This window comes from Acetivibrio clariflavus DSM 19732, assembly GCF_000237085.1.
Taxonomy (GTDB): Bacteria; Bacillota; Clostridia; order Acetivibrionales; family Acetivibrionaceae; genus Acetivibrio; species Acetivibrio clariflavus.
In genome coordinates, this window is sequence record NC_016627.1 from 4,790,991 (window position 1) to 4,815,241 (window position 24,251).

Sequence of the window (24,251 nt, forward strand, 5' to 3'; positions counted from 1 at the left end):
ATACAAATGTTATATATTTATAACACACAAAACCTTCATAATATTTATCACAATAATTCATTACTTGTTTCGCATGGATAATTAATAATTAAAATTAAATACATTAAAAGGAGGCAATATTATGAAAACCCCAAAAAAATTAAATTTGAGAACATGGATGTTTATAAAAGTTCTCCCTGCCATAGTTTTAGTAATGTATTATTGGATGATAACGAGATATGATTTTCACATTAATTTTATAGCCATCCAGAATATTGTTTTCGGATTTTTCGGAGTCTTTTTGTTCTTTTTAATCTTTGGAAAGAACAATAGAGACTTAGAAGATGAATTTGCAAAACACAATATAATGAAAGTGGATTCCTTTTGTTTAAGAATAAGTTATTTGCTTTTTATTATCATTGCCTTGATAAATTCTGCTTTTGAATTGTCCACTGTTGTTCTTGGTTATTTTACAGTAGGAAGTATCCTGATATTGTCCATAATACGTGCTATTGCATTTTATATTTTAGACACAAGGATGGTGTAAATGAGTAAACTTAAGACGAAAATTAGGGAATACAGATTGTTGCATAATATTAAACAAAGTGAACTGGCAGAATTGGTAAATGTCAGACGCGAGACAATTGTTCATCTTGAAAACGGAAAATATAATCCTTCCTTAAAATTGGCAATGGATATAGCAAAAGTTTTTAATGTTACAGTGGAAGAATTATTTGAGTTTGAAGACTAATTTTGACATACTAAAAAATATATTCGGCAATTGCCTCAGTATATACTAGGCTTGCCGAATTTTTAATACACTACCGCTTCCAAGATAATAGAATTTATAATCCTACTTAGTAACTTTATAAAAATTTGAAATAAATTATAGCCTTTCTTGATATTAAACCATTCTAAATTACATCTTTAAACATTCTGATCAAATTAATACTATTATCGCTGTTACTCTTTTTAACCTTTTGAATAGTCTTGTTAATATAGTCGCAAAGTTTTTTTTCAAAAATCTCCTGAGTAGTTTCTTTGTTTTCAATCATGGCAAGTCCCTTTTCCCAGCTTGCAGTAAGGGATGGGCTTAAAAGTTCCTTAGCCGTCCTTCTCACCAATTCTACTATTGCTTCTCCTTTTAAAGTAGGAGTCACAACCTGTGTTTTAGAGTCTATATTTATATACCCAATATCTTTGAGCTTCTTAATAATACCTGCCCTTGTTGCAGAAGTACCAATACCGCAAGTCTTTATCTGTTCCCGAAGCTCTTCATCTTCAATAAACTTTCCCGCCTTTTCCATAGTTATTATAAGGGATCCTGCAGTATATCTGGGTGGCGGCTTTGTTTCTTTTTCCTCCAGTTCAAAGTTCTTTGTCTCACACCCTTCATTTTTGGAAAGCAAATGTATAGGCACTTCCGTCAAATCCTCTTCATCTTTTGACTTGCTTACTTCGTAAACTTCCTTCCATCCGGCTTCTTTTAATGTTCTGGAACTTGTAACAAATACCTCTCCATCAATTTCCGTCTCAACTTTAACGGTATTATATACAGCTGGAGGATAAAATATAGCCAAAAACCTTTTTACAATCAGATTATATATTTTTCTCTCATTTTCACTCAATCTGTTCAAGTCTGCAGTAACATAGGTAGGTATCAATGCATAGTGATCTGTCACCTTAGAATCGTCAACATATCTTTTTGTAGACTTTGTAATCTTTAATTCGCCAAAATCCTTTATCCTTGAAACAAAACCTTTATATTCAGGATTCATGTATAGCCCATTCAATACTTTCGGCAGCTCTCCTACAACATCCGTTGACAATACTCTGCAGTCAGTTCTCGGATAAGTTATCAATTTTTTCTCATATAAACTTTGTGCAGTCTCCAAAGTCTTGTCCACAGGAAGTTTGAATTTTTTATTTGCCTCCGACTGAAGCTCAGCAAGATTAAAAAGCAAAGGCGGTTGTTCATTCTTACTTTTTATCTCTACCTTTTTTACTTTGCCCTCTTTGCCTTTCAGCTTCTCAATTACCTCTTCCGCTTCCTGTTTACTTATATACCTTTCTTCATCTTGGGCATCATCAGCGAATTTGATTATTTTACTTTTCTCCGGTACCCACTTACCTTTATATTCAATTTTATTATCCATAGATATAAAATTGGCAGTAATTCCATAATGGGTTTTGGGTACAAAGTTTCTGATCTCTTTTTCCCTATCTGTTACAAGCCCCAATACACAGGTCATAACCCTACCTATGGCAATAACCGATGACCTGCTTTCTTTCAGCAGGGCTGATAAATGTCTTCCATAAAGGCATGTATATATCCTACTGAAATTCATACCGAACAGCCAATCTTCTTTAGCCCTGCTATAGGCAGCCTGTGCAAGGGAATCATAATGCGAAATATCCTTTGCATTTTTAATGCCTTCTTTTATTGCCTCTTCAGTCTGGGATGATATCCATACCCTTTTAGCCGGCTTGGTAGTCCCACTATGTTCATATACAAGCCTGAAAATATATTCTCCTTCTCTTCCACTGTCGGTGCAAGCATATATATAATCAATATCCTCTCTGAGCATAAGACTTTTTACCGTTTCAAACTGCTTTTTAATCCCCTCATCGTCAATTACTACATATTTATATTCTTCAGGAATTATCGGCAAATGTTCAACTTTCCACTCCTTATACGCATCATTATAGGCATCTGGCAATGCCAATGTTATAAGATGTCCAAAACACCAGGTAACAACAGAATCCTTCGACTCTGCATAGCCTCTGGTTCTGTCACTTTTTGAAATATTTACACCCAATACTGCAGCAAAACTTGCCGCAACTGAAGGTTTTTCCGTTATATATAAGTTTTTACCCAAGATATCTACCTCTTAGCTTATCTGTTAGTATATTCTCTGAATCATTGTATCGTATTCCCTACTAATCTTCAATAGACCGAAAAAAGGATGTATCTTTCAACATCCCTTTATATATACACTTATTACGGTCGGCATAATAGGTGGAGTCCTATGAACTCCACCTATTAGTAATAATTTCATAATAATCATAATCGCTTCAAATGTCCCTTTGTTCTGATTCCGCCTATGCCTTTCTCCCCTGAAATTGTCAATTTGGCAACCTCTTGGGGTGATACATATCTATTTTCATCGGTAAGGGCAACTTTTTCGCACACAATCGCAGGATCCAAAGCATTTATATTTATCCTTCCGGGTGAACTGGCAAAATTGGCTCCCGCGGCCATAATTGCCTCAAAATATGATTGACATGCCCCAGCAAATATGCATAACTTGTCAAAATTGCTCTCATATTCCCTTGCCAGCTTCACAGCCTGAATAAAATATTTTGAATTTCTATAGTTTTCAATAGATTTAAGATTGCCGCTTTTCTTCTTAATGCCGTCATGCCCGGTTAAAATCAATATATCGGGTTTGTAGTCTTTCAAAGCACGTACTACCAAATTTGGCTGTTCCCTTTCCTCTGCCACTATCCCAACTACATTTATACCGGCTTCTTTATAGTTATTTTTACACATGTTTAAAAACTTTTCGCTCGAATCCAGTTGAAGTATTTTTCCTGGCCTTTGTCTTAATCTGTTCAGCCAAAACAATCTGTTTGCATACCCGTGCCTGTAAATATTTCTTTTTACATTCAGTATAGCTCGCTGTATATTCATCTGGACATTTTTGTAATCTTGCTTTATTAAATCCTCAGGGCTTGAATCTGCTTCTATTCTATAGAATAATCCCCTTAAAACGTATACAGGTTTTGCACCATTTTTGTTAACAATATCAACAACAGTGAAATAAATATCTTGACCATAGGATTTACGGGCTACAATATCCCCAATTTTTATATCGTTCATATTTGGTCCTCCTGTAAAGAAGTTTACATTACATAATATGCATAACTTCTTTTTACGGGCTTGGACCACTTATTTATTTTGTCAATCTTCCTTTCAATAGACCTATTTTCTTTGAAACGCATCTTAACACTGTAATATCTAATTAATTGTTTTTGAAGCAACTTACACTAACCATGATTTCAATTTTCCGATTTTCATTTTAACAACCCGTCTTGTTTCTTCATATTTTTCCATAGCACTTAAAATTGTCTTTTCATCAGGTTCTAAGCCTCCATATTTATATTTGTTAAAGTTATCAACAAATTCCAATAAATCTAATCCACTGCCTTCAAGCACTCTGGCAGCATAGACCGACGGTGTTTCATGCTTTTCAATTCCGAGATCAATTTTATTTAATAAATTTGAAATTTTTGAAAATATCATTGAAATTGCTTTACTTTTTTCATTGTTTAAAACTTTCTTCCTCCAAATATCTCTTCTGATGCGGAAAAACAACCAAATTGACATAAATAAAAGGAAAATTATATAGGGTACAAACAGCATTTTAACCCAAAGGGGCATAATAACCACAAAGTTCCAAATCCCCACTGCTAAACTCTCTATCTTTTTAAACAGCGTTTCAAAAAATGCATAAAATCCGCTGTTCGATCCATCTCTTCCCACTGTAGGTTCAAAGACCATCCACCCGTATCCTGAAATATACACTTCAGGGAAAGCATGAGCATCTTTTTCCCTTATAAGGTATTTATCCCTTTCCGGATCCCACTCATTAGCAACAAAACCTTCAACATATCGTGCAGGTAACCCTGCCGCTCTTGCAAGGATTACCATTGCCGATGCGAAGTGAACACATATACCTCTTTTGCTTTCAAATATAAAGTAGTCATTGTATTCTTTACCTTTTGGCATTTTAGGAGGTGTCAAATTATACTTAAATCCGGATGTATGAAAGAAATTAGCTATAGCCTCAGCTTTATCGTAATCACTGTTAAGACCTTCTGTTATACTATTTGCAAGATCATAAATTCTTTGAGATATATTATCCGGAAGTTCTGTATAATTTTTATACGCACTATTCATCTCCTCTATGGCTTCTTCTATTATTTCTTTCGTTTTGGAATCTATAACTAATAAACCATCAGATAATTCTTCATCCCTTTCTCCAACTTTATATTTATTTAAATCAAAAATTTCAGAAACAAATTCTTTATTTAAATGCCTTATCATATTATATCCAAAAGACGAGTGAGACAAATTCTGGCTATAATAATCAATAACATAATATTCATATAAATAAGGTCTTTGTCCATTTTCTATGTAGCATTCAGAACGGTCATTAATATATACAGCTAAATTAGGTTTATTGGGCAAACGGATTTCAACCGTTCCCGGTGGATTTAGCAGTGTCTCCATTGGTACTTCATTTGTATATATAGAGGCTTGCCTCATTATAAAGGACTCAACAGTGCTTTCAGAATTTTTATTGATTTTTGAATATTCCAATGGAAGAAGGCCGTTTTTCTCCATACGCTGAACCAATTCCTGCAGTACTGAGAACTTATAGTAGCTGTTTTTTATATCCCGAATATCCTTTTTTTCACTAAGTTTCTCATTTCCTTTTATCCATCGGTTGTCTATATATTTATTCCAGCTCTGAACTTTAAAATAGAGAGGTTCAATAGCTTCCACTTCAAAAAGCACCCTGTCACCCAAAGGAGGGGTAACTGAATTAAGAACACTTTGATTCTTTATTCCCATTGTATTAAATATACTGGGCAAGTTTGTATTGTTGATATTCTGTCCGTTTGCCTGTGTAAGATTTTGTACTGTCTCGTTTATTGCCTGATTGATATAGGCAATTTTAGGTATTATTTCAGGTTTTGGAGTAACCAAACTCAATGATAAAATCAATCCGATAAAAACAGAAGCAGAAAGTATGTACCAAGGATTGTTTATATGAAATCCTTTGTTTAGCATGCTATTATCCCTTACTGTATGCTCTATATATAACCAGAAAAATAAAATTCCAAAAAGTATAAAGGGCAATGTAATATCACTGTCAGTTTTAGCTGACTGAAGCATAAAAGGTATCGCACCAATGAGCAAAAGAACCGGTATTCTGTAATGTATATTAGTAAAATAGTAAACTGTTGAAGAAAAACCGTAAGATGCTATAAATATGGTAGCAAACCAAAAGGCCGGCACAACTTGAACATTTTCGGGATTTGATACAATAAGCCATATAAAATAAGCCAGAACTGACTTCCCCGAAAAAAGAATCATAACTCGAACACCAATAAAATACACTACCGAACCAAGTACAAAAAGTATTCCTCCGGATACACCTTGCTTTTTTAAAAAAATATAGCATATATAAAGAACAGTATTAACAACTGCAATAATAACTAATATATCTATTACAGGTCTTCCGAAAAAGGAAGTCATTGCCCAATAAGTCAGCATAATAGAGAACAGGAGAGAAAGTCTTTGATCGTTTAATTCTGTCAAGAGTTTTTTCATATAATTTCACCCCCAACACAATGACATTTAAACTATTATAAAAAAGCTTCACTTATATCCTCATCAACTCCCAATACCCAGTAATTGCCTTGTTGATTAATGAAGCTTCCTTCTGCATTATGGCCACGGATATTAGAATGATAGTTATCTACCAAGACTGTATCCACTACTATACCGTACTCTGCAAAATTTTCGACAGCTTTATATAGAGCATTATCATAATTCCCAGTAAAAACCATTGATTCAGTGCCTTTTAGGTATCGATTTTTTTCTTCATTTCCAACAACTTCGTTTAACGGCAAACGCTTCGAAAAATCTGAAACAGGTAGCTTTTCAAATTTATAAGATGCAAGTCTGTACTGAATTTCGTTAATGGTCTTACCATCATTTATCTCATACTTATTCCACTTGCCTCCCTCAAATAACCATAGCTCAACTTCTCTCCCGATTTTAACCGATGTATGTGCTACTGCAAGAAGAGTTTCTAAAATTTTCTCTTCTAATTTTAATCTGTCCTCATCCTTATTGTCACTATTTTTTACAGTGTGTATCGGAGGCACCCCTAATAGCAGATGATAAATCACATTAACAGTTTGCTTTTTTTGCTCTGTCTTTATATATGGGTCTAAAATAAGCCTCTTCTTTGATATTCCTCTACCCTCATCCTTCCTAACCATAAGTGTTTCGCTTCTGGCGGAAAGTTTCCAGTGTATTTTATGAAGCGGATCACCCGGCATATACTCTCTGAACTCATAACCTGGTTCCCCATTCCAGTTAAGTAAATTCATAGACGGTGAACTCAAATCTTCTTGCCTGATTGATGCTTCCGATCCTAATAATATTTTACTGGTTGGCTTTAAATTTACTAACCTTGGCAAAACCGTTACTTCCACAGCAAATCTATCTTCATTGCTATTTTTTAATATTGACAACTTAAAAAGATTTATATAGTCCTTAAGGCACACATCGCTTATACCAATTTTCGATACTCCTCTGCTTATAGCTGTATATTCCACACTTATAACCTTCTTTTCAAAAGGCCCTAAAGAAATGATTTTATTATATGTCTCAGATATTTTAAAGTTAACCGCTTCACAAAACTCCAGACTTATAAAAGGGAATGGCATGAAGGATTTATTTTCCAACCGGACATTAACCCTTACTACCCCGCCTTTTTCAACTTCATAGAATGGTATATCAACATAAACCAAAACTTTTTTTCTGAATGGAATAACTAAAAGACCTGAAACAATAGGTGAAAAGAGAAGCATATATGTCATAACCATACTTGTTTCTCCACCTAAAATATAAGAATATAAATACATAAAAACTACCATTGTGAAAAACAAAATCCAACTTATCATACAGCTTTCCCTTTACGCATTTGTCATATTAAAGCTATTCTTAATAAACCTATATATTTTGGTAGTTCAAACTAATGAACAAATTTATATAATATCACTATAAAGCTTTTATTACATAATCTATATTCATTTCCTCAAAAATGAAAGATTGATTTTTTAAACACTTTTCTGCTATAATCCTCTAACTCAATCACAGTAAACTATCAATCAAAAGGTTGGCACTTTAACTTTCATAATTGCTTCATTTACAACATTCTCTGCCGTAATGCTTTTCATTTTAGCACCTGAATTCATGATAATTCTGTGGGCCAAAACCGGGACTGCCATTGCTTGGATATCGTCAGGAATTACATATTCTCTTCCCCTGATAAAAGCCCAAGCCTTTGATGCTCTGTATAAATTCAAACTTGCTCTCGGACTGCCACCTAAGACTACATGCTGACTATTTCTTGTAGCTTCAACAATATTTACAATATATTCCTTTATACAATCTTCCACTTTAACTTCCTTTACTTGATTTTGAAGTTCTAAAAGTTCATCAGTATTTGTAACAGGTTTCAGCTTATTTAATGGATTTTCACTGCCAAACCTGTCCAAAATCAATTTTTCTTCATTCTTTCCAGGGTATCCTATGGACAGTTTTAAAAAGAATCTATCCATTTGAGCTTCTGGCAATGGATAGGTTCCAAAACTTTCAACTGGATTCTGTGTTGCAAGTACCATAAACGGCTTAGGTAACTGATAAGTTTTTCCATCCACCGTAACCTGGTTTTCTTCCATTATCTCGAGAAGACTGGATTGGGTTTTCGGAGAAGTCCTGTTTATTTCATCGGCTAAAAGGAAGTTACACATAGCAGCTCCTTTTCTATATTCAAATTCACGGGTAGCAGGATTAAACATAGAAAACCCCATTATATCTGACGGCATCAAGTCCGGTGTAAACTGAACCCTGTTAAATATGCCATTGACCGAACGAGCAAGCGTAGCAACAATTTGTGTTTTGCCCACTCCGGGCACATCTTCAATAAGCACATGCCCATCACTAAGTAGAGCTACCAGAATAAGTTCTATAACAGATCTCTTTCCCACAATGACTTTTTCTACATTTTCAATAAGAACCTCAATTACATTATTCATATGTACACCCCAGAAAAATGTTTTAATTTATAATTTCTAAAAATAAAAATCAAAACTCTTCTAAAAGAAATAAACTAACTTTTCAAAACTTTACATCATGAAAAAGATATTGAAATGCAAATTTAAAACTTAAAAGGTAAATATTCCATACAATAATAAAAAAACAAAGGTATTTGAAATTTCTTAAAATAACGATTATAAAAATATTATATTATAGAAAGGCACTGCTTTACAAGAATTCTTCCTATTATTTTACCTGACTCTTTTTAAAACTACAAAAGCAAAACCTTATGGACTCTTTAACGTCCATAAGGTTTTCAAATGTTCCAGCTAAGAAAGACGGGGGAAGTTCATAAATCTTCCCCCGCAATAAGTTTAATGTTTTTTTGGATTTAATCTATATTAATTAACAGTAATATTTGTAGGTATAGAATTAGTTCCGCTATAAGTTATGTTAAATCCAATTGTTATTGTTCCTCCTGCAGGTATTGTACTATTATAATCGACATTCTTAAGTGTAACTGAATTACCGTTCTGAGTATAACTACAATTCCATGCGTTTGTTATTTTCTGATTACCTGCATAGGTAAAGTTAACTGTCCAGCCATTTACTGCTGTAGAACCATTATTTTTTATTGTAATACTTACTGTAGCACCAGATCCCCAATCATTATGTGTATATGTTACTGAACAATTATTATTTTGCGATGGCGGAGGTGTCGGAACCGGATTGTCTGTTCCACCGGATGATGTAGCATTAACAATAAAGTTTGTAGGTGCTTTATTTGTTCCGGTATATGAAATATTAAATCCGATTGTCACTGAACCGCCTGCCGGTATAGTAGCGTTGTAATCTACATTTGTCAATACAATAGAATTTCCGTTTTGTGTAAAGCTACAATTCCATGCGTTCGTTATTTTTTGGTTTCCGTCAAAGTTAAATCTAACTGTCCAGCCATTTACTGCTGTAGAACCGTTATTGGTTATAGTCATACTAACTGTAGCACCAGTTCCCCAATCGCTCTGTGTATAATTTACCGAAAAGTTTCCTGATTGAGGCGGCGGAGTTAGTGTTGGTGTCGGTGTAGGTGTCGGTGATGTTGTCGGTTGAGTCGTTGCCCCACCATTTACTGTTACTGTTCCCGCATTCAGTTTTACTGTCATTGGTTTTAAAGTTCTGTCACCGAAAGTAGCTTTGCTTATTGTTACTGTTGATGTACCTAATGCCTTAAATGTTATATTTGCAAATATTCCGTCCTCTCTTATGTATTCATTCAACAATGTTTCATCTAAGAACAATATTTTTATTGTTCCGTTATTTTCTTTGTGTATTGCAAAGTTTACACTAGGATTCATTATTATACTTCCAGCTGACCCGTTTACATACTCAAGTTTGCTTGGGTCATAGATTATTGTCATATCTGCTGTAGTTATTCCATTTGACGGTACATTAGCCAATTTTATCGGTACTACCACTTGTTGTCCCGCATTTGCTGTTACTGATTCAACATACGCTGTAAATCCTGTTATTACAGGTGGTATTGTTGGCGGCACTGTCGGTGGTACTGTTGGTGGTGTTGTCGGGCGAACTGTTGGTGTAGGTGTCGGTGGTGTTGTCGGTTGAGTCGTTGCCCCACCATTTACTGTTACTGTTCCCGCATTCAGTTTTGCTGTCATCGGCTTTAAAGTTCTGTCACCGAAAGTAGCTTTGCTTATTGTTACTGTTGATGTACCTAATGCCTTAAATGTTATGTTCGCAAATATTCCGTCCTCTCTTATGTATTCATTCAACAATGTTTCATCTAAGAACAATATCTTTATTATTCCGTTATCTTCTTTGTTTATTGCAAAGTTTACACTAGGATTCATTACTATACTTCCAGCTGACCCGTTTACATACTCAAGTTTGCTTGGGTCATAGATTATTGTCATATCTGCTGTAGTTATTCCATTTGACGGCACATTAGCCAATTTTATCGGTACTACCACTTGTTGTCCCGCATTTGCTGTTACTGATTCAACATATGCTGTAAATCCTGTTATTACAGGTGGCGTTGTTGGCGGCACTGTCGGTGGTACTGTTGGTGGTGTTGTCGGACGAACTGTTGGTGTAGGTGTCGGTGGTGTTGTTGGTTGAGTCGTTGCCCCACCATTTATTGTTATTGTTCCCGCATTCAGTTTTGCTGTCATTGGTTTTAAAGTTCTGTCACCGAAAGTAGCTTTGCTTATTGTTACTGTTGATGTACCCAATACCTTAAATGTTATATTCGCAAATATTCCGTCCTCTCTTATGTATTCATTCAACAATGTTTCATCTAAGAACAATATTTTTATTGTTCCGTTATTTTCTTTGTTTATTGCAAAGTTTACACTAGGATTCATTACTATACTTCCAGCTGACCCGTTTACATACTCAAGTTTGCTTGGGTCATAGGTTATTGTCATATCTGCTGTAGTTATTCCATTTGACGGTACATTAGCCAATTTTATCGGTACTACCACTTGTTGTCCCACATTTGCTGTTACTGATTCAACATACGCTGTAAATTCTGCTGAAGCTGCTTCTGTTTTTTGTAAAGGCATCAGAGTGCATAGAATTAATGCACATAATACAATAGAAATGCATTTTGTGAATTTCGATAAATACATAAGCTCTACCTCCAACTAATAATTTTTATTAAACCACAGTTACAAAACTGCGGATTAAAGACAAAAATACTAACCTGACTAATAGCTTTATCTACGTCTGGGTATCATTTTGCGATTTATACTACTTATAGGAATAGAACAACTGCCGATTTGCTTGTCAACACGATATGATGTTTTGCTAGAAAAAATTTAGTTAGATAAGAATATATTCATACTTTACATTTTTATTATAATATAAATTTTATAATATTTCCTATTAACATTATTTTAAAAGTATAACTATTTTTTTAGAATTGCCGATAAATTATTAAATACCATTATTTTCTGTTAATTTATTATTATTTTCTTATATAATATTCAGGATTCTATAATCATTATAAACAAAAAACGATATATTTTTATATCCTTTATGGTATTATTTTCAATACTTTAGTTTGTAAATACCAAAAACAGGATCCATATACCGTTTTAAATATTATACCAACTGATATTTATAATTTTACATAATTAAATCAAAATTTTTGATAATTTAAAATTTAAAGCTTTTAAAATACTTATCTGTTTAATATAAAATTAAAAGTATACATAATATGTTGCTTTTTTACTAGGATAAATCATTGCTTTAATTATTTTTTATGTTTTATAAATTAAAAACATATGCTACCCAACAAAAGAATAAACCTTTCCTTTTGCGGTATTTAGATCTACCCCTTTTCTTATAAACAGTTCTGTTAATGTCACAAATTCGTATCCTTGTTCCTGAAGTGTTGGGATTATTATATCTAACGCCTCAGGAGTCGGATGGGGAAGTGGCTGAACATCATGTAACAAAATTATAGCGCCATCTTTTACTTGATTTATAATTGCATCTGCTCTTTGTTGTGCTGTAGTTGTCTGTATCCAATCATTTGCAGTTATACCGTGTGCAAATATCAAATCAACATTATCATACAGAGTTTGGCTGTATACAAGATTTGGTGCACGGAAAAATTTAGGGGATGTCCCTGAATACTTTTCAATAACAGCCGTAGTTTTACCAACAGATTCCTTTATTTCTTCTGCCGACATATCTCCCATACTTGAATAATCCCATGAATGATTCCCTATTTCGTGTCCTGAATTAACAATTCTTTTTATAATATCACTTGTAGAGTCATTGACTCTTTGTCCAACTACCATAAAAGTCGCCGGAACTTGGAATTTATCCAGTTTGTCAAGAACCAGGGCCGTCAAAGTAACATCCGGACCGTCATCAAAAGTTAATGCTGTAAGTTTCTTATTGGATTGACTCATTATTATACCTCCAGATTTTATTATTTTCTCTACTGATGAAGTGCATTGTCAAGTTGCTTTAAAAGACCAGTCAAGTGTGAAACATCAATATGAAAAGTTAATAATTCATTACTTTATATAATAAATTAATCAACTTTCGCACGTGAATAATGTGCACTGAACATTGAAAAATCAATAGATTTGGGCAATAAAAAAGTACAAGAACCCCCTTCTATGTGATATAATAGAAGTACCCAAACCCTATTAAATCGACAATTTGGAGGTTCTTGAACATGTCTATTGTATCACAGAAGGTTAAGGAAGAAAATAGATTTTCTTTGACAGTTGATAACTTTTTCAAAATGTTTTCTGTAGGCTATCTGTTAAAAAAGTCAAACGCATATAAAGATAAAGGTATTCCTTGTCTTACGGTATTCAAAGTACTGTTTGAACTTGTTTTTACAGGCAAAAATCTGTTTATGAACTATAAAGCAGAAAGCTTTGATATACCATTTGCAAGGGATGTGGTCTACAGATTCTTAAATTCCATACATATCAACTGGCAAAGATTTTTATATTTGCTTTCTGCAAAGGTCATAAATCATCATATCGATAGATTAACGTCAGATGAACGGGTTGATGCCTTTGTAATTGACGATTCCTTCTACAGTAGGACAAGAAGCAAGTCAGTTGAGCTTTTAAGTTGGGTCAAAGATCATGCTGACGGCAATAAGAATAAAAAAGGCTTTCGTATGCTTACACTTGGTTGGACAGACGGTAATTCATTTATTCCTGTGGCCTTCAACCTTTTAAGTTCAACAAATCCAAGGGTTTGCATTAATCCAGCGAAAAATACTATAGATAAAAGAACCGTTGGTTTTAAACGCCGACAGAATGCCTTAGCCACTTCACCGGAATCTGCTCTGTCTATGCTGGAACAAGCAGTTGCTACCGGTATTAAAGCAAAATATGTTTTATTTGACAGTTGGTTCTCCTTTCCGGCTACTATTATCAAAATTTGTAAGATGAATCTTAATGTGATAGCTATGGTAAAGGATACTCCCAAGATTTACTATAACTTCAATGGTGAAAAAAAATCATTGAGAGAGATATACCGAACTGTCAGGAAACGTAGAGGAAGATCAAAATACCTTGCTTCAGTTATGGTAGAATTACACGATAAAGAAGGAAACCACATTCCGGCAAAAATTGTCTTTGTCCGTGACCGAAGAAACAAGAGTAAATGGCTAGCTCTCATATCTACAGATACTAGTCTTCCCGAAACAGAGATAATCAGGATATACGGAAAACGCTGGGACATAGAGGTATTCTTCAAGATGTGTAAGTCATACCTTAAGCTGGCTAAGGAATTTCAAGGTCGTTCTTATGATATGATGGTTGCCCATACAACTATTGTTTTTTCAAGGTACATTATGTTAGCGGTTGAGAACCGCAATAATACTGATTTACGCACTATTGGTACTTTGTTCTACTATTGCTGCGATGAACTTGAGGACATTAAATTCCATGAGGCACTGCAGCTTATAATAGAGGCTTTAAAAACTACTTTACAGGAAAAACTGCTTTTGACAAAGGAAACAGTCAACGAGTTTCTCAACTACTTTGTCACTTGTTTGCCTGTTCATATCAAGGCAAAGCTATCAGTTGTTTCCTGCGAAAGTTGATTAAATTATTATATTATATCGTAAATAATTAAGAAATGCTTGATGATAAGTAAATTCCTCAAATCTTCATTTGCATAGCTGTAATTAAATCACTTTTCGATACACCTTAGCTTTTAAGCTGCATATATGTAAATAATAATTGCAGAAGGGAAAAGTTTGTTTGCATAAAACTTTTCCCTTCTATAATTTTCATTAATAATAATTAATCTCAAAACTTTTATATTATAATGTAGTTGTAAATACCAAGAATTCCCACTATGGAACGGTATAAATCTTTGGTGTTGGCGGTTCTGCCATTCCATAGCCTATAAAGAAGCTGGTGTGAGGCGGCTGATTATATGCCGTATTCTGCCATGCTATTCCCAGCCTATAAATCGGATCATGCATCAATGTATAAATTCTGCGATTTGTAAGACTTGTAGTTGTATAAATACGTAAGAAAGTGTTATCTGCAGACCTAAATACTACTTCCTCTCTCCAATCTCCAAATAAATCTGCTTGTAAGCATGGTGTGGCTTTTGTACCGTTACAGGAAGCACAGCCATCAGCCGAAAGCAGTGTTCCACCGTTATATTTAGTAATGGTAGTACCGTCCAAAAGTTCACGCAGCTCATCGCCATCCCACCAAATGGCAAAGTTTATTTGAGATGGACGATTTCCTATATTATTACCAGTAGAACTATAAAGTGGTGAACCTGCTGCCCACAATTCCATTCCTGGTGAAGATGGAACTATATCAGCTGCACACGCTCTGCCGCAATCGCCTGTATGATAATATCTGAATATTTGCTTTCCTGTTCTCGCATCCAGCAATACAGCGCCTTTTCCTTCTTCAAGACATGTCCATACTTCGAGTCCTGGCCTGTTAGGGTCAATATCAGCCAAATGCATCGCATCACCATGGCCTAATCCAGTATACCATAAACCCTTACCATCATGGTCTACAGCCGAAGTACCCAATATAATTTCGTCAAAACCGTCTCCGTCAACATCTCCTACACTTAGATTGTGATTACCCTGTCCTGCCCATGCCGAATTGCCGTAATCATCACTGTCAAAGGTCCAGCGGTGTACAAGTTTTCCGTCCCTAAAATCCCACGCTACCACTGTTTGTCTGGTATAGTATCCACGGCACATAATAAGACTTGGGCGTTGTCCGTCAAGATAAGCTACACATGCTCTGAAACGGTCAACCCTGTTCCCATAGTTATCTCCCCAATTTGATACATTACCTCTTGGAGGAAGGTAATTTACGGTTGATAGAGCTGCTCCTGTCTCTCCGTCAAATACCGTCAGATATTCAGGTCCTGACAAAATGTACCCGTTTGAATTACGATAATCTGCATTTGGATTACCAATAACAACGCCTCTTCCATCTACAGTTCCATCTGCTGTTTTACATGCAACCTCTGCCTTTCCGTCTCCATCCAAATCATAAACCATGAACTGTGTATAATGGGCACCGGCACGTATATTTTTGCCAAGATTTATAGTCCATAACTTTCTGCCTTGTAATGTATAGGCTTCAAGGTACACAGGATCGGTATATCCTGCATTTGCATTATCCTGTGTCGCACCTTCCCATTTAACAACAATTTCGTATTGCCCATCTCCGTTCAAATCACCGGCACTGCAATCTCCTGCCGAATAACCGTTAACCGGTGGCTTTATAGGAATTTGTAAATAATTTTGTCCCCATACCCTTACTGTATTTGATTCTTCTTGTTCCTGACCGTTTACTACTGTACGTACAGTATATGTTGAATTTATATTGCCATTTGTATCAATATAATTTGTAGCTCCGGTAATGGGTGAAGAATTCACTTTTATACCGTTACGATATATGTTAAATGCTATATTTGAAGGTTCTGTGCCCAGCAAACGCCAGCTCAAAAACACACCATTATCTACTTTTACGGCTATTAATCCCCTATCCAGTTTCTCCATCTGTCTGTAACCTGGCGGCGGTGTTGCATTTCCTGGCCGTGTTGATGTAGGCGTAGGAGTTACAACCGGTTCAGAAGTTTCTTGTATTTTTAAATAGTCAACATTCGGTCCTCCTTCTGCTGTAATAGCCAACGCTCTGATTGAATTTGTTCCTTGCCTGAGATTTACCACTATACTAGCATCTTCCCAAGCAGTCCATGCACCTGTCGGATAAAAATCCATACCATCCTTAACAACAATGTTATTTATAATTATTTGCATCGCTCTATTAGCGTTACTGGCACTTGCATACCTAAAGGTCAACTTATAGGTTCCAGCCTTTGTTACATTTACATACCATTCAATATAACTGCCATACTCATTATTATAATTCACATAACCGCTACCTGTATAACCTTCATGTATAGTCTCAAGAAAGGCATTGTAAAGTACGGCATCTTCCGCCTGATATATTGCCTCCATTGAAGGTTCAGGCGTTACAATGGGGTTATTTTCTGCCGGAAACTCGGAAATAAACCCTAACAAAAAGCTCTTCATATAAGCATAGTCAATAGAATTAACATCATTATCTCCATTGACATCAGCTGCTATTTTACCGTTAGATACCGGAAAATCAGAAATTAAACCTATAAGATATGCACGTATTAATGCCAAGTCAATAGAATCCCGCTCACCATCCCCGTTGAGATCTCCATACTTTGTTGAAATCATTTGAGAGCCTTCGGCATTAAATCCGGAATAAGGCAAAAAACTCAAAATAATTCCCAGAACAATTAAAATTACCAGTGCCCTCTTCATAAAATTAAACCTCCCTTATACTTTAAACATTATCTTATGGATGTCTAAATCTTGTTAGTCAGATATTTTTTCTATTTATTTAATTCTTCGAAAGATTATATATGAGTATATTGGGATACATGTCTTTTTGATGTAGAATTCTTAATATTATACAGGAATATGATTTTAAGCCATGCTAAGTCAGTTGTTCAGCTCCTTACACAAATTGGTTTTGCTACTTTGGTTCGAAATAATAACAGTGGTTGTCAATAATAGCTACAGATCCTTTTTTGAAATTATATTGTATATAACTATTATACTTTTATTTTACAAATAAAAACAGAGGGAAAATAAAAATAGATAATCAATTTAAATTTTATTTTTATTATTGAAAGTGTTCTTTTTGATAGAATAAAAAGGTAATACCAATTGATGCAAATCATATGGATTTGATGATATTAATCTGATATAATTTTGTCATTAAAATACATTTTTCGACCTTTGCTGAACCTTTAATTTGTTGGAATTTGGAGGAAAATTTTTATGAGTTATTCAAAAATTTCAAGAAGATTCTTTGCTTATTTATTTGACACTATTATTGTTAGCGGTTTTGTTTGTACCCTATTGTTAATTTTAAAATTTTTAAATATTTTTGACACTAAAACTCTTGTTGAAAATATCTCAAAAGGTGATTTCTCTTTTTTTATCAATTATTATATATTATGTTTTTTAATCTATTTAGTCTATGAAGTTGTCTTCTTAACTTCCAATATATCGTCGACTCCCGGTAAAATTATTTTGGATATGGAAATCGTTAGCTATAAACCAAGTTTTTTAAAAGGTTTTATAAGATCAACAGTAAAAGTGATTGAATCGTTATCAGGTCTCGTTATTATATCTGGTTTAGTAGCAGTTTTTACTGAAAATAAGCAATCTATTCACGATTTGCTTGCAAAGACGTTTGTAGTTGACTTCGACAGAAGAAGTCAGCATATTCCAAGTAGTATGGACAGCGCAGAGTTTCACGAAGAAATGAAAAGAAGAGGCATAAAGACCTATAGCGAGCAAAAAGCTTTAGCTCAAGAAATGTTTGGAAATCGTAAAAAATCCAGTATCAGCTTTATACTCAGCTCCCCATTACTCTGGGCCATAGTTCTAGTTCTATCGATAATTATTATTATAATATATTCAAATGTGATTATATACCAAATTAGAAATTTTTACACTATAGTTAATTTGTAACAATAGTATAGTATTAATTTGCATTATCTGTTATAATATAATAAAATTAATCGACTTATATTGCTACAGTTTTATAAACAATATGAGAAAATATAGAAAGATAGTGACAGAAATAATAATTTATATATAATTTATATTTTAAATGGGGATTAGATATGAATATCAGTAAATTGTTCAGGAGATTTTGGGCATACTGTTTTGATTTCTTAATAGTTCTCAGTATTTACTGGATAATTTTGTTCCTTATAAAAGCACTATGCGGTTATAATGGTATTACATCATCGTTAGAGGAATTACACAGAATATTATCTGCAGAAATTTTAACAAACGTTTTAAAGGGACAAGCATTTAATATAATTATATTATATTTAATCTATGGCTTGGTATATTTAATTTATGAAACTTCTTTTTTAAGCTCAAAATTATCTGCTACGCCGGGCAAATTAATATTAGGCTTAGAAGTTGTTTGTTACAACAAATCCAACTTTCAAAAAATCATAATAAGGTCTTTACTTAAAATCACAGCAATTTTAATTCCTCCCTTTACTATACTTCTATTTATACTTTCTGCATTCAGCAAAACAAAGCAGTCACTGTATGACAAATTATCCAATACTTGTGTAGTTACTAAAGATAATAGCAAAAAATACGGAACCAATCCGGAAATGACCCTTGAAGAATTTTTTGAAGAAATGAAAAGCAGAGGGTTAAGAATGTACAGCGAGCAAAGGGCTTTGTCGCAAGAAATCTACGGTAGACCTACACCATTAGCTAAACCTTATTACAAACCAGCGCCTAACCATTTATTGTTTGGAGTATTTATATTGCTTATTTCAATAGTTGTAAGTATAAGCTTTGCTTATTACTTCTTTCCCGATATACAAAAATTATATGTATTTTTTTAGAACTCAAGTAGATTTCATAATTATTTAGTTTTTTAATAAACTATTGTAAAACATATTATATGCAATCAATTTGTTTTTTATTGTGTTTTATATAGCTTGTTTCAATAATCTAATATTTTTGTCACCAATTAAAGCCTTTACAAACTATGTAAAGGCTTTGTTAATGCCAATTTAAATTCGGTTCTTCAGTAGCCATTTTGCTGTATTCGGAACTTAGACTTTTGAGCATTATGAACTTAAGAATTTCCAGTTTAGCAAAGCATATCATTTACAATGAGTATTGAACATGATTGTAAATGTCAATAAAAATTTGGTTCTTTCCAAGGTTAGTTGAAATATAACAGTTTTACAATCCAATATCGCCTATTTAATATGGTTATGCTTAATTTTTCAACTAAGATTGGAAAGAATCAATTTTAGAGTACCATAACGATTTGCTAAGAGCAATCAATAGGGTAGGTACAAAAAAATTGATAGAGGCAATACTAGAATAAAGAAGTGGGATATCCCCTTTTTTCGCTTAAAGTGTTGCATACTCACTCAAAATTTTTGCACTAAAAACACCGAAAACCCTTGTAACGCAAGGGTTTTCAGATAAATTGTGGCGGAGAGAGAGGGATTCGAACCCTCGGTACGCTCATCACGTACACACGATTTCCAGTCGTGCGCCTTAGACCAGCTCAGCCATCTCTCCATAATGTGTAGATATGTCGCACCTTTCAAGACACTTTCAACATGACTAAAATCCTTGCTTTCCATGCGACTACTCTATTATAAGGGATTGGGTGGGGATTGTCAACCCTTTATAATATGTTTGTAAGTGTAAAAAAACCCCATCCTATAATACTAATCATATCCCTTATTTTGTTTCACATCACTTTTTTAAATCCTTCAACAAATATTCGCACAACTCTTTATGTATGTTTTGCATATAAATACTTTTCAATAGGTATTCGGGGTTAATTTCATCCCCTAGTAGTGCCTGTGAAAACTCTTTGAAGTCTGTAAATGAAGGTAAAGCGGCTTTGTCTAACATCTTCAAATGTTTGGAGTTACCTTCCATGACTTCCCCAATTTCTTCCGACACTTTACCATCTGTCAACCTGTCTTTTAATAGGGTCAAAGCTTTCATAATTATTCCAGTCTGTTCCTCTGTTATGTTGTGGTCAATAACAAAGCTGAAAAAAGAATGATTATACCCTTCCATCCCTGTAACAATGGTGTGTAACAACTTGATTTTGTATTCAAGTAAATCCATTTTTAATTTATCCATTGATGTTAATCTATCGATTGTAATTTTATCCTTTCATTTATGATATTATTATATTCATTCATCGATACACTTGCAGGTTCTTTTTCAAAAAATTTTTTATTTTTAATAATATTTTTTATATCTTCATAAGGTATTTCAAACTCTAGCGGACCTACATCCGGAGTTGTATATGGAACAGTTTGAACAAATAAAACCAATCCCGATTCCTTAATATAAAATCCACTTGAAGCTTCTATAGACTTAATTTCTTGCTGAAGCTTTACCCCTGATTCCTGAACCTTTGTTAAAAATAATGAATTAAGCTTGCTGGTATTTTTAATTACATCCTGCAAATTAATTTTTGATCCGGTTCTTAAATCAAAATTAAGGGAATCAATAATCTCGTCGGGTTCTTCAAAATTTATAATATAATTTTCTAGAATTAGTTTAATGCTAAGTACATATTTTGATCTAAAAGTAACTTCATACGAAACATTTAAGACTTGCTCTATTTTAAGTTGATCTTCGGATTTTTCATCTACAGCTTCTCCTAAACCAAATGCTACTTCTTTATATTTTTCAATTCTCTCCATAATTGCATCGTTTATTTTAGCTTCAATTTCTGAGTCATACATGTTAGATACTTTCGGATATTTGATAACCGATTCAAATCCTTCTTTAGTATTGTCCTCAATCACTTCTTTAATAACATAGTCATTGTTTAGTTTTGATTCATTATTCGAGCAGCCACTAAATACTAAAGCCAGCATTAATAGAGCAACTACTAGTTTTTTCATTAATCTACCTCCCAATCAAAATTAACTTATCTATAGGTAAAAAATTAATTATTAACCCACCCCCCGCTTAGCAAAATATGTAATATATATAAAGTGTAACATTAACATGCATTTAATAATATTATGCCATAATAATGGGTCGTAGGCAAAGTGTTTCTTAATGTTTTTCATGCAATATCTTGTAATACATATCCCATCTTTTAATTATCTTCTAAAAAATAAAGCATTTGTCCTTTGCCTTATATAAAAACAACATTCTTTTATTAACATAAAGTAGGACCCTAAAAAAGTCTATATCAAACAAAGCAACAAATTTTTGCCATAAAAAACTTTATATCCTTGATGTATAAGAAATTATAAATTATTTGTTGAACTAACTTAAATACATAGTATTGTAAAATAATATTACACATATCAATTATATTATGATATAATCTATGCATTGTAAGTATATGTTAGGGAGGAAGTTATGGCAAAAAAAGTAACTATGGAAGACATTGCAAAAAAGGTGGGCATGTCAAAGAATACTGTATCTCTAGCATTACGTAATATGCCCGGAATTAACGCCCAGACACGGAAACTTATTTTCGAAACTGCAAAACAGTTAGGATACGAATATAAAAAGAATTCTTCCCAAAATTCTTCCTCAGATACTTCCTACAAAAACATTTGTTTAATCTTCTCTAAAGACACTCATAAATCTGAAGGTTTCTTTTCATATATACAGTATGGCGTTGAATCTGAAGCAAAAAAAAATAATTTGAACATCATTATATATTGCTATGATGAGAACAAGGAAGAGTTTGAAACACCGCTCAGTATTAAAGAAGGGCTTATTTCAGGTATTATTACCCTTGGCAGAATATCCAAAAAAACACTGACTTCCATTCTAAAATTTAATCTTCCTCTTGTAATAATAGATCACTATTTTGATGATTTAATTTGTAATTACGTATTAACAGATAACATATCCGGAGCATATTTGGCAACTGAATACCTTATTAAGCTAGGCCATAAAGATATAGGTTTTTCAGGAGATATTTCTGCTGCCAGCAGTTTTTATGACAGATTTCAAGGATATGTCAAAGCCTTGGACCAGTATTCAATTCCCTATAATAAATCTTTTTGCATAACTGACAAATGCCTGTATGAATATAAAAAAGACAGTATACAAAGAGTAATCGACGAGATTAAAAAAATCCCAAAATTACCTACTGCTTTCTTTTGTTGCAATGATATCGAAGCAATAACCTTAATAAATGCCCTTAAATCTATCAATCTATCCGTTCCAGACGATATTTCCGTTATAGGCTTTGATAACATTGAGCTTTCAAAAAATATTACTCCCGAACTGACCACTATGCATATCTCAAAAGAAGCCATGGGAGAACGAGCTGTAAAACTTTTATTGGAAAGAATGGCTAACCCGAACTCTTTATGCGAAAAAATACTTTTACCCACAATGTTTGTTGAAAGAAACTCTGCAAAGAAAATAAATTAGTCATATAACACATTTTAAGTAACTTTTCTCTCACTTATGATACGTTTCGTTGTTCAATATTTTAAAAGCCCTAAAAATCTGCTCTACTAAAATGAGCCTTGCCAGTTGGTGTGGAAAGGTCATATCGGATAAGGAAAGACTAAAATCGGCTTTCCGGACAAGTTCTTCATCCAAGCCCAAAGAACCTCCTATAACAAACGTAATGTGTGATTTACCTGAAATAAAAAAAGAATTCAGCTTATCGGAAAATTCTTCGGAACTAAGTTTTTTCCCTTTTAGATCTAAAACAATTAAAACAGATCCTTCCTTTACTCTTTTTATAATACGTTCAGCTTCTCTTCTCTTTACCTGTTCCTCCTGGGACACGCTTAGATTTTCCGGGGCTTGCTCATCTTCCACCTCTATAATTTGTAGCTCACAAAACCTCGAAAGGCGTTTACTGTATTCACTTATTCCTTCCTTCAGATACTTTCCCTTGAGTTTACCCACTGCAACTATAGTTATTTTCATATTGCCTCCTAAACCTCTACTACTTCTCCCACTTGGTCACGTAAAGCTACGCTTAACATTACATCCCTGCCTGCACAAATATCATTTTCGTCAAGTACATTACAAACAGTCCGGTATGCAAGCTCGGGAAAATTATTTTCTCTACTTAAATGCCCCAGTAAAAACTTTTTGGTACCTTTCTTGGCTAAATGGGCTACAACCTTCCCAGCCATTTCATTTGACAAATGCCCTCTCTCCCCCAATATTCTCTTTTTTAACGGCCATGGATATGGACCTACTTTCAGCATTTCCACATCATGATTAGATTCAATAAATAAAAGATCACTGCCCATAAGATGACTTATAAGTTCTTTTGTAATATGGCCTATATCTGTAGCTGTCGTTATTTTCTTACTTCCCAAAAAGAAGTTGAAGCCCACCGGATCAACAGCATCATGGGGAATCGGGAAAGCTTTAATACAAATATTGCCTATCTTAAACTCTTCACAATTGCAAAAACACATCTTATTTTTTATATTTACAGGGCCAATGGCCTGTTCCATGGCATTCCAGGTGTTTTCATTGGCATAAATGGGAATATCAAATTTTCTGGATAGTATGCCCACTCCTTTTATATGGTCACTATGTTCATGGGTAACTAAAATAGCGCTTAGTTCCGAAGGATTTTCCCCAATGGCAACAAGCGCTTCTATTATCCTTTTTCCACTTATACCGGAATCAATCAGCATTTTTGTCCTGCCATCCGATATAAACAGAGAATTTCCACTGCTTCCGCTGTATAAACTGCAAAATTTTATCATTGGTTTTCTCCTGATTATACTAAATATTTTA

General features: G+C 33.8%; 18 protein-coding genes and 1 tRNA gene. 6 read left to right on the plus strand and 13 right to left on the minus strand.

Translation table 11 applies throughout. The annotated features are described in order from the left end of the window. The first annotated feature begins 121 nt into the window (after positions 1 to 121). Entirely contained in the window at positions 122 to 526 is a 405-nt protein-coding gene (locus tag CLOCL_RS20295; RefSeq protein WP_014257078.1) for a hypothetical protein, read from the plus strand. Next, on the plus strand, positions 527 to 730 hold the full coding sequence (locus CLOCL_RS20300) for a helix-turn-helix transcriptional regulator (protein ID WP_014257079.1): 204 nt from the start codon (positions 527 to 529) through the stop codon (positions 728 to 730). A gap of 163 nt (positions 731 to 893) precedes the next feature. Here CLOCL_RS20300 and CLOCL_RS20305 read toward each other — a convergent pair whose 3' ends face one another. The 7 genes from CLOCL_RS20305 to CLOCL_RS20335 all read right to left on the minus strand — a co-directional run bounded on the left by CLOCL_RS20305 (position 894) and on the right by CLOCL_RS20335 (position 12,825). Next, entirely contained in the window at positions 894 to 2,858 is a 1,965-nt protein-coding gene (locus CLOCL_RS20305; RefSeq protein WP_014257080.1) for a DNA topoisomerase 3, read from the minus strand. A 185-nt stretch (positions 2,859 to 3,043) separates the two neighbouring features. Next, positions 3,044 to 3,862, minus strand: coding sequence for a sporulation peptidase YabG (gene yabG / locus CLOCL_RS20310; RefSeq protein WP_014257081.1), 819 nt, complete (start codon positions 3,860 to 3,862; stop codon positions 3,044 to 3,046). 162 nt (positions 3,863 to 4,024) lie between these two features. Beyond that, positions 4,025 to 6,382: a transglutaminase-like domain-containing protein gene (locus CLOCL_RS20315; protein ID WP_014257082.1), complete on the minus strand. Its 2,358-nt coding sequence runs from the start codon at positions 6,380 to 6,382 to the stop codon at positions 4,025 to 4,027. A 35-nt stretch (positions 6,383 to 6,417) separates the two neighbouring features. Then, a complete protein-coding gene (locus CLOCL_RS20320) occupies positions 6,418 to 7,668 on the minus strand; it encodes a DUF58 domain-containing protein (protein ID WP_014257083.1) in 1,251 nt (416 codons plus the stop codon). A 285-nt stretch (positions 7,669 to 7,953) separates the two neighbouring features. Continuing rightward, positions 7,954 to 8,883 carry an AAA family ATPase gene (locus CLOCL_RS20325; protein ID WP_014257084.1) on the minus strand — a complete coding sequence of 310 codons (930 nt, stop codon included), beginning with the start codon at positions 8,881 to 8,883 and terminating at the stop codon, positions 7,954 to 7,956. 402 nt (positions 8,884 to 9,285) lie between these two features. Further along, positions 9,286 to 11,532, minus strand: a complete 2,247-nt coding sequence (locus CLOCL_RS20330; RefSeq protein ID WP_014257085.1) for a cohesin domain-containing protein — start codon at positions 11,530 to 11,532, stop codon at positions 9,286 to 9,288. A gap of 660 nt (positions 11,533 to 12,192) precedes the next feature. After that, positions 12,193 to 12,825, minus strand: coding sequence for a polysaccharide deacetylase family protein (locus tag CLOCL_RS20335; protein ID WP_014257086.1), 633 nt, complete (start codon positions 12,823 to 12,825; stop codon positions 12,193 to 12,195). A gap of 272 nt (positions 12,826 to 13,097) precedes the next feature. Here CLOCL_RS20335 and CLOCL_RS20340 point away from each other — a divergent pair, with 272 nt between their 5' ends. Further along, positions 13,098 to 14,489: an IS4 family transposase gene (locus tag CLOCL_RS20340; protein ID WP_014254049.1), complete on the plus strand. Its 1,392-nt coding sequence runs from the start codon at positions 13,098 to 13,100 to the stop codon at positions 14,487 to 14,489. 255 nt (positions 14,490 to 14,744) lie between these two features. Here CLOCL_RS20340 and CLOCL_RS20345 read toward each other — a convergent pair whose 3' ends face one another. Continuing rightward, entirely contained in the window at positions 14,745 to 17,234 is a 2,490-nt protein-coding gene (locus tag CLOCL_RS20345) for a rhamnogalacturonan lyase family protein (RefSeq protein ID WP_014257087.1), read from the minus strand. A gap of 522 nt (positions 17,235 to 17,756) precedes the next feature. On the opposite strand from CLOCL_RS20345, the gene CLOCL_RS20350 reads away from it, so the two are divergent. Next, positions 17,757 to 18,455, plus strand: a complete 699-nt coding sequence (locus CLOCL_RS20350; RefSeq protein ID WP_014257088.1) for an RDD family protein — start codon at positions 17,757 to 17,759, stop codon at positions 18,453 to 18,455. Positions 18,456 to 18,610: 155 nt separating this feature from the next. Then, a complete protein-coding gene (locus CLOCL_RS20355) occupies positions 18,611 to 19,360 on the plus strand; it encodes an RDD family protein (RefSeq protein WP_014257089.1) in 750 nt (249 codons plus the stop codon). A 602-nt stretch (positions 19,361 to 19,962) separates the two neighbouring features. On the opposite strand, the gene CLOCL_RS20360 is transcribed toward CLOCL_RS20355, so the two are convergent. The 3 genes from CLOCL_RS20360 to CLOCL_RS20370 form a co-directional block, all read right to left on the minus strand. Further along, positions 19,963 to 20,054: transfer RNA gene (locus CLOCL_RS20360), tRNA-Ser, on the minus strand. A 180-nt stretch (positions 20,055 to 20,234) separates the two neighbouring features. Next, positions 20,235 to 20,618 (minus strand): hypothetical protein, encoded by a 384-nt coding sequence (locus tag CLOCL_RS20365; RefSeq protein WP_014257090.1) that lies wholly within the window; start codon positions 20,616 to 20,618, stop codon positions 20,235 to 20,237. A 20-nt stretch (positions 20,619 to 20,638) separates the two neighbouring features. Then, a complete protein-coding gene (locus tag CLOCL_RS20370) occupies positions 20,639 to 21,409 on the minus strand; it encodes a PdaC/SigV domain-containing protein (protein WP_014257091.1) in 771 nt (256 codons plus the stop codon). A 469-nt stretch (positions 21,410 to 21,878) separates the two neighbouring features. Here CLOCL_RS20370 and CLOCL_RS20375 point away from each other — a divergent pair, with 469 nt between their 5' ends. Then, a complete protein-coding gene (locus CLOCL_RS20375) occupies positions 21,879 to 22,910 on the plus strand; it encodes a LacI family DNA-binding transcriptional regulator (RefSeq protein ID WP_014257092.1) in 1,032 nt (343 codons plus the stop codon). Between the two features lie 30 nt (positions 22,911 to 22,940). Here the strand turns inward: CLOCL_RS20375 and rlmH are convergent, their stop codons facing one another. Then, positions 22,941 to 23,420, minus strand: coding sequence for a 23S rRNA (pseudouridine(1915)-N(3))-methyltransferase RlmH (gene rlmH, locus CLOCL_RS20380; protein ID WP_014257093.1), 480 nt, complete (start codon positions 23,418 to 23,420; stop codon positions 22,941 to 22,943). 8 nt (positions 23,421 to 23,428) lie between these two features. Beyond that, entirely contained in the window at positions 23,429 to 24,220 is a 792-nt protein-coding gene (locus tag CLOCL_RS20385; protein WP_014257094.1) for an MBL fold metallo-hydrolase, read from the minus strand. Positions 24,221 to 24,251 lie beyond the last annotated feature (31 nt).

Coding starts and splice junctions, on each gene's coding strand:
- CLOCL_RS20295 (WP_014257078.1), top strand. CDS start 122: ATGAAAACCCCAAAAAAATTAAATTTGAGAACATGGATGTTTATAAAA.
- CLOCL_RS20300 (WP_014257079.1), top strand. CDS start 527: ATGAGTAAACTTAAGACGAAAATTAGGGAATACAGATTGTTGCATAAT.
- yabG (WP_014257081.1), bottom strand. CDS start 3,862: ATGAACGATATAAAAATTGGGGATATTGTAGCCCGTAAATCCTATGGT.
- CLOCL_RS20315 (WP_014257082.1), bottom strand. CDS start 6,382: ATGAAAAAACTCTTGACAGAATTAAACGATCAAAGACTTTCTCTCCTG.
- CLOCL_RS20320 (WP_014257083.1), bottom strand. CDS start 7,668: ATGGTTATGACATATATGCTTCTCTTTTCACCTATTGTTTCAGGTCTT.
- CLOCL_RS20325 (WP_014257084.1), bottom strand. CDS start 8,883: ATGAATAATGTAATTGAGGTTCTTATTGAAAATGTAGAAAAAGTCATT.
- CLOCL_RS20330 (WP_014257085.1), bottom strand. CDS start 11,532: ATGTATTTATCGAAATTCACAAAATGCATTTCTATTGTATTATGTGCA.
- CLOCL_RS20335 (WP_014257086.1), bottom strand. CDS start 12,825: ATGAGTCAATCCAATAAGAAACTTACAGCATTAACTTTTGATGACGGT.
- CLOCL_RS20340 (WP_014254049.1), top strand. CDS start 13,098: ATGTCTATTGTATCACAGAAGGTTAAGGAAGAAAATAGATTTTCTTTG.
- CLOCL_RS20345 (WP_014257087.1), bottom strand. CDS start 17,234: ATGAAGAGGGCACTGGTAATTTTAATTGTTCTGGGAATTATTTTGAGT.
- CLOCL_RS20350 (WP_014257088.1), top strand. CDS start 17,757: ATGAGTTATTCAAAAATTTCAAGAAGATTCTTTGCTTATTTATTTGAC.
- CLOCL_RS20355 (WP_014257089.1), top strand. CDS start 18,611: ATGAATATCAGTAAATTGTTCAGGAGATTTTGGGCATACTGTTTTGAT.
- CLOCL_RS20365 (WP_014257090.1), bottom strand. CDS start 20,618: ATGGATTTACTTGAATACAAAATCAAGTTGTTACACACCATTGTTACA.
- CLOCL_RS20370 (WP_014257091.1), bottom strand. CDS start 21,409: ATGAAAAAACTAGTAGTTGCTCTATTAATGCTGGCTTTAGTATTTAGT.
- CLOCL_RS20375 (WP_014257092.1), top strand. CDS start 21,879: ATGGCAAAAAAAGTAACTATGGAAGACATTGCAAAAAAGGTGGGCATG.
- rlmH (WP_014257093.1), bottom strand. CDS start 23,420: ATGAAAATAACTATAGTTGCAGTGGGTAAACTCAAGGGAAAGTATCTG.
- CLOCL_RS20385 (WP_014257094.1), bottom strand. CDS start 24,220: ATGATAAAATTTTGCAGTTTATACAGCGGAAGCAGTGGAAATTCTCTG.